The following is a 7,237-nucleotide window of genomic DNA, read 5'->3' as shown; positions in this document are numbered from 1 at the left end:
ACCACCTGCAAGGCAAGAATGGAGTCGCCGCCCAGGGCAAAGAAATTATCATCGCGGCTGACGGTTTCACGGCCCAGCAGTTGCTGCTAGATCGTCGCCAGCGTCTGTTCATTGTCCGTCTGTGGTGCGTCACCTTCGCTGACGGCTTGCCACTGCGGCGCCGGCAACGCCTTGCGATCGACTTTGCCTGCCGGGGTCAGCGGCAAGGCTTCCAACACGACCAACTGGCTGGGCACCATATAGTCGGGTAAAGATTGGGATAAGTCATCGAGGATAGCGGTAACGTTCAGCGATGGGGCCTCGCTGCGCTCGTTTCGCGGCTCAAGCGCCGCTCCTACAGAGGGGCGTGCGACGATGTAGGCTACCAAGCGATCCCCCGTCGGCGATGGCTGCGCCACCACGGCGGCCTCACGAATCTGTTCATGGCCCAGCAGTTGGCTTTCAATTTCGCCCAGCTCAATACGGAAGCCGCGGATCTTCACCTGCTGATCCACGCGGCCCAGGTATTCCATCACGCCATCGTCCCGGTACTTCACCAGGTCACCGGTGCGGTACATGCGCTCGCCGGGTTCGCCGAAGGGATCCGGCAGAAAGCGTTCGGCGGTCAAGTCCGGGCGCTGATGATAACCCCGGGCCAGGCCCACTTCGTTGCCGATATACAGTTCCCCGGCGACGCCGACCGGCACCCGATTAAGATCCTGATCCAGCACATACAATTTTCTCGGCCCCACGGCGGTGCCGATGGGCGCGTAGGCACTGGTCAGGGAGTCCCCTTCATAGGCGGCCCACAGCATCGGGGTGACCACGGTTTCGGTAGGACCGTAACCGTTGAGAATGCGCTGCGGTTTCAACACCTGCTGCATGCGTTCGAAGGTTTCCCGGGTAAAGGCTTCGCCCCCCAGGGTCCAGGAACGCACTTTCAGTGCGGTTTTTTCCTGTTCGATCCAGTCCAGCAGCGGGCCCATATAGCTGGGCGGAAAACAGGCCACGGTGACGCCTTCGTTTTTCAGCACCTCACAGCATTGTTCCGCGCTCCACAGTTGCTGGTCACGAATCACCACACGGGAACCAAAGGCCAGCGGCACCGTCCAGCGCTCTACGGCGCCATCAAAACTGATGGAGGCGAACTGCAGCTCCACATCATCCGGGGTCATGCCATAGCGTTCACCGATGGTTTGCACATGCATGGAGAGACCGGCATGGGTCAGCGACACGCCTTTGGGTTTGCCGGTGGAACCGGAGGTGTAGATCACATAGGCGAGCTGATCCGGGTGCGGTTCTTCGTTGGGAATGCCGAAAGCAAAACTGTCCAGTGAGAGTGTATCGACAGCAATAGGGCTAACGGTTGCAACACGGGGCAAGGTTTCAATCAAATCTGAAGACGTAAGCAGCAACTTGGCGCCGCTGTCTTCCAGCATGTAGTGCAAGCGTTCGGAGGGATAACCCGGGTCCAGCGGCAAAAAGGCGCCGCCCGCTTTCATCACGGCGATAAAAGCTTCCACCATGGTGACGCCGCGCTCGAAGGACACACCAATCACGCCATCCGGTTTTACACCCTGGGCGATCAGATAACGGGCCAATTGATTGGAACGTGCTTCCAATTCAGCAAACGACACGCGGGTATCCCCGTGCATCAGTGCAATGGCATCGCCCTGTCTCGCAGCCTGCTGTGAAAACAAAGAGACAAAACTATCCGCTTGCCACTGGCCGGCCCCCTGCCCCCAATGCTGCAGCTGCGGTAAATCGGCCTCTGACACAGCGATGGCACCCAGCGTTCGCTGACCCTCGCCGAATGCCGCCAGCACCTGGCTCATGGCCTGCTTCAGTCGCTCGGCAGTGTCTGAATGAAAACGGTCTGCCGCATAGGTCAGCGTCAGCAACAACGCACCGCCATCCCCCTCATGGACATCCAGTGCCAAATCAAACAACGCATGCGGCACACCCTGAGCAAGCGGTGCAATGGTGACGCCGTCGCTCAGATTTCTTGCTGTCGTATCGCGACGCTGATAGTTGAACAACACCTGGAAAAGGGGTGTTTCACCCGGCTCCCGGCGAGGCGACAGGGATGCCACCAGCTGATCAAACGGCAGCGCCTGGTGAGCCTGGGCGTCCAGCATGGTCTGGTGCAGCTGCGCCACCCACTGGCTTACCGTGAGCGCCGCCTGCGGCTGCCCGCGCACCACCAGGGTATTCACGAAGAATCCCACCAGCGCTTCTACTTCGCTGCGTTCGCGGTTAGCCACCGGGACACCCACCGGAATATCACGGCGACCACTCACCGACGCCAGCGCCCACTGCCAGGCCGCCAAAACCACCGTGAACAGGGTGGTGTCGTTTTTCCGCGCCAGCGTCTGCAACGGCCCCTGCAAGTGAGAAGGAACCGTCCATTGCACACTGGCCGCCGTACGCAAGGCGGTCTGTGCCGGGGCACGGTCATGGGCAATCAGTAACGGGGGCTGCGCCCTTTCCTGTTGCTCATGCCCCAGTTGTTGGCGCCAGTACGCCAGTTGTCTGTCACGTTCACCGGCATCCAGCCAGGCCTTTTGCCAAAGCGCGTAATCCGCATACTGAATGGCAAGCTCAGGCAGCGATGCATCACTGAGATACGCTTGCGCCAGATCCGCAAAGAACACATCCATGGACCAGCCATCGGACACCAGATGGTGCATGACCAGCTGCAAGCGCCAGCCTTGATCCGACAGTTGCAGCAACTGCACACGCAATGGCGAATCACTGCCCAGCACAAAGAGCCGGTGAGCATGTTCATCCGCCAGGGTTTGCCGGGCATTGCCATCCAGCATGCGAGCATCGCGCTGTTCAACGATCAGGGAATCAGTGCCAATCTGTTGCAGCCCTTCGCCGCCCTCTTCCACAAAACGGGTACGCAGGCTTTCATGTCGCTGGACCACCGCATCCAGAGCCCGCAGCAACCGCGACACATCCAGTGCCCCGTTCAGTTCAAAGGCGGCGATCAGGTGGTAGGCGGTGTTGTCTGGCTCCAGCTGATGAATGGTCCACAGGCGCTGCTGTGCTGGCGCCAGCGGGATACGATTCGGGCGGTCACCGGCGACAATCGGCAGACGCTCGAAGGGAATGCCCTTTTCCCCCAGCTTCTGTAGAAAAACCGCCTGTTTGGTTTCATCCAGCGCCATAAAGCGCTGCGCCAGTGCCGCCTTGTCCAGGCTCATAGGTCACTCCGGATCATAAATCTTCCAGGTCATCGAGCAGATCGGCCATGGCCGACAGGTCATCCTGCTCCTGCTGTTTGGCATCGCCGTTGTGTTCGTCCACCAGCGCGGCCAGTGCCTGCAAGGTGTCCGCCTCAAATAACGCGCGCAGAGGAACATCCACACTCCAGCGATCGCGCAGCGTGGCAACCACCCGTGTGGCTAACAGCGAGTGCCCACCAAGGGCAAAGAAATTGTCATCCAGCCCCACTGGCGATTGCCCCAACAACTCTTCCCACAACGATGCCAATTGCTGTTCGGTGTCGGTTTGTGGAGCACGGTATTCACGGGCCTGCCATTGCGGTTCCGGCAGGGCCTTGCGGTCCAGCTTGCCGTTGGGTGATAGAGGCAGCACCTCCAGCACCATAAACAGCGAGGGCACCATGTACTCGGGCAACGCCTCAGCGAGAGACTGTCGCCAACCGTCACGGTTATCGCTATCGGCGCTCACATACGCCACCAACTGGTCACCGGCGTCACTGTGATGAGCAACCACAACCGCATCATTCACCTCAGGCAATTGCTTTAGCTGTTGTTCGATTTCACCCAGCTCGATACGCAAGCCCCGGATCTTCACCTGATGATCGAGGCGGCCCAGATAATCAATGGTGCCATCGCCCCGTTGCCGCACCTGATCGCCGGTGCGGTACAGGCGGCTGCCCGGCTCACCGAAAGGATTGGGCAGAAAACGTTCTGCCGTCAGATCCGGGCGGGCAAAATAGCCCCGTGCCAACCCTGTGCCGGCCAGGTACAACTCACCGGGGACACCACGGGGGACCGGGTTGAGGTCCGTATCCAGCACATGCAGCTGAATATTGCTGATCGGTACACCGATGGGCACGGTGTGGCCGCCTTCCGGCTTTTCCTTTTCTTCTCTCTCCAGGGAACGGCACTGCCAGAAACTCACATCAATGGCGGCTTCGGTGGGGCCGTACAGGTTGTGCAGTTCCACATCGTTGCGGCTGGCGAACACGTCTTTCTGCAGCTCCATATCCAGCGCTTCGCCGCTACAGATCAGGCGCTTGAGTTGTGGCAGATGCTGCAGGCCGGTGGCATCCACAAACGCCTTCAACATGGACGGCACAAAGTGCAGCGTGGTGACATCTTCCTCGGCCATGATCTGTTGCAACCATTGCGGATCAGCATGGGCTTGCGGCGGTGCCACCGCCAGCCGTGCGCCCACCATCAATGGCCAGAAAAATTCCCACACCGACACATCAAAACTGAACGGCGTTTTTTGCAGTACACAGTCCGCCGCCTGCAACGGATATTCGTTCTGCATCCACAGCAACCGGTTTTCCAGCGCCGCCTGGGTATTGAGCACGCCCTTGGGTTTGCCGGTGGAGCCGGAGGTGTAAATCACATAGATCGCCTGATCCGGGTGCCACTGCACGGCCGGCGGCGTCACCGGCTGATCACTCACATCCAACTCGTCCAGACACCACATGGGCACCACTTGCGGCCAGCTTTCCAGCAACTCGCTATGGGTCAGCAACAACGCCGGGGACGACGCTTCCAGAATGTAGGCGAGTCGATCCTGCGGGTAGCCCGGGTCCAGCGGCACATAGGCACCGCCGGCGCGGGTGATGGCAAGAATACCGATAACCAGTTCCAGCGACCGGGGCAAGCCGATGGCCACACGCACGTCCTCTTTCACCCCGGCACGGCGTAAACGGTTCGCCAGTTGATTGACCTTGCGCTCCAGCTGCGCATAGCTGAGCTGCTGCTCGCCCATGCTCAGAGCGATGGCATCCGGGGTGCGAGCCGCCTGCTGACTCAGCCGCTTCGGTACCGCGGTAAAATCGCCCCAATCTTTTTCGGTACGATTGAAGTCTTGGCTCGCGGCCACTTCGTTTGCGGTCAGCAGGCTCGCATCAGACAGCCGTTGCTGCGGGTCATCCAGCAACGCGCCCAGCAGAATGGAGAAATGGTCCCGTAACCGTTCGATGGTTTCCGGTTTGAATAATGCAGTGGCATAACCGATAAAGCCCTGCAGCTGTTCATCGTCTTCCAGAATATCCAGCGCCAGTTCGAACTGGGCACCAGCGGCACCGGGATCGAATGGGGTAATCACCGCTTCCGGCCACTGGGGCGCAAAGGTCTGGCTGAGCCGCTGATGATTGAATGCCACCTGGAACAAGGGGTGGCGATCCAGGCTTCTGTCTACTCCCAGCGCCTCCACCAGAATCTCGAACGGCAACGCCTGGCGGCCCTGAGCGGCACCGATAAATTGCTGAGTGGCCGCCACCTGTTGCGCAAACGTCTGCGGCTGATGGTATGACGCCGGGATCACCAGCGTATTGATGAAACAGCCCTGCAGGGTTTCCGTCTCCGCCAACAAACGCCCAGCCACCGGCACCCCGACCCGCACCTGAGGCTGGCCACTGTAGCGATGCAGCAGGGTCTGCCAGACACTGAGCAACAGCGTGGACACGGTGGAGCCCAGCTCGCTGGCTCGCTGCTTCAGCTGCACCAATTGCGCATCACTGATCGGCATGGGCAAGCGCGCGCCGCCGCTTGCCTTGCCCGGCAAACCACCTCGTGGATAATCCGTGGACAAGGCCAATGGCTCGCCACCATCGCCGAGCTGTTCGACCCACCACTGGGTTTGAGCACGGGCCTCGTCACTGTCCAGCCATTGCTGTTGCCAGGCCGCATAATCCGCGTACTGAATCGCTGCGGGGTTCGCCGCCAGCGTCTCGCCCTGATGGGCCCGTTGATACAGTTCGCTCAACTCTGTCAGCAACAGCTGCATGGAAACACCATCACCAATGATGTGATGCTGCACCAACAACAGCTGATAACGCTGCGCCGAGAGTTTCAGCACCTGCACCCGCAGCAAGTCATCCGCTGCCAGGTCGAACGGCCGCGTTAATGCCTCATGCTGGAGCGCCTCATGTTGGTGAGAGCGGGCTACCGCGTCCGCCCCGGTTTCTTCGCTCAGGTCCTGCCACTCAATAGCCACCGTGCCAGCATCGAGAATTCGCTGGTGGGGTTCGCCACCCGCCTCGATAAAACGGGTACGCAGGCCTTCATGATTGGCCACCAGAGTATTCAGCGCTCGTTGCAGAGCATCGCGATGCAGCTCACCGCGCACCTCCAATGCCAGCGGCATATGGTAGGCGCCGTTTTCCGGTTCCAGCTGTTGCACAAACCAGAGCCGACGCTGGGCGGCAGAACAGGGCAAGTCACCGTGGCGCGGCACCGGCTGAATCGCCGGCAGGGCATCCACCGGCTGACACAGCAAGGCACATTGCTTGAGCAATGGCTGCTCAAAAATCCGGTTCAGCGGCAAATCCAGCTGGTGCTGATGGCGCAGCCGGTTAACCATCTGTACCGCCAACAGCGAATGGCCTCCCAGATTGAAAAAGTGATCATCACGGCTGACGCTTTCCAGCCCCAGCAGGGATTGCCAGATTGCCGCCAGCACCATTTCGTTATCGGTTTGCGGCGCCTCGCCGCTACTGCCCGTCTGCCATTGGGGCAAGGGCAATGCCTTGCGATTCACTTTGCCCGCTGGCGTCAGCGGCATGGCTTCCAGGGTGATTAGCTGGCTGGGCACCATATAGTCGGGCAGGGAAATGGCCAGTTCAGAAAGGATAGCGGTAACGTCCAGCGATGGGACCTCGCTACCCTCGGTTCGCGGCTCAAGCGCCGCTCCTACCGAGGAGCGTGTGACGATGTAGGCTACCAAGCGATCTCCGCCCGGTGACGGCTGGGCGAGCACCACCGCTTCACGGACCTGCGGATGGGCGAGCAGGCGGCTTTCAATTTCGCCCAGCTCAATACGGAAGCCGCGAATCTTCACCTGCTGATCCACCCGGCCCAGGTATTCCATTACGCCATCGTCCCGGTACTTCACCAGGTCCCCGGTGCGATACATGCGCTCGCCGGGTTCGCCGAACGGGTCTGGCAGGAAACGCTCCGCCGTCAGGTCCGGGCGCTGATGGTAGCCACGGGCCAGGCCCACTTCGTTGCCGATATACAGTTCCCCGGCGACGCCGACCGGC

The 7,237-nt window shown here is 60.5% G+C and carries 3 protein-coding genes; all 3 read right to left on the bottom strand.

The features are described from left to right. A partial coding sequence (locus tag A3730_RS32695; protein WP_231883962.1) for a phosphopantetheine-binding protein occupies nt 1-77 on the bottom strand: 77 nt, incomplete at its 3' end. A gap of 9 nt (nt 78-86) precedes the next feature. Continuing rightward, nucleotides 87-3,188 (bottom strand): amino acid adenylation domain-containing protein, encoded by a 3,102-nt coding sequence (locus tag A3730_RS13915; protein ID WP_231883961.1) that lies wholly within the window; start codon nt 3,186-3,188, stop codon nt 87-89. A gap of 13 nt (nt 3,189-3,201) precedes the next feature. Beyond that, the coding region (locus A3730_RS13910; RefSeq protein ID WP_156501207.1) for a non-ribosomal peptide synthetase at nt 3,202-7,237 on the bottom strand (4,036 nt) is incomplete at its 5' end.

It is taken from the genome of Alcanivorax sp. HI0044, assembly GCF_001634945.1.
This window is presented reverse-complemented; position numbering and strand designations above follow the sequence as displayed.

What these genes read in the sequence shown, in the direction of transcription:
- A3730_RS13915 (WP_231883961.1), bottom strand. Translation starts at nt 3,188, where the DNA reads ATGAGCCTGGACAAGGCGGCACTGGCGCAGCGCTTTATGGCGCTGGAT.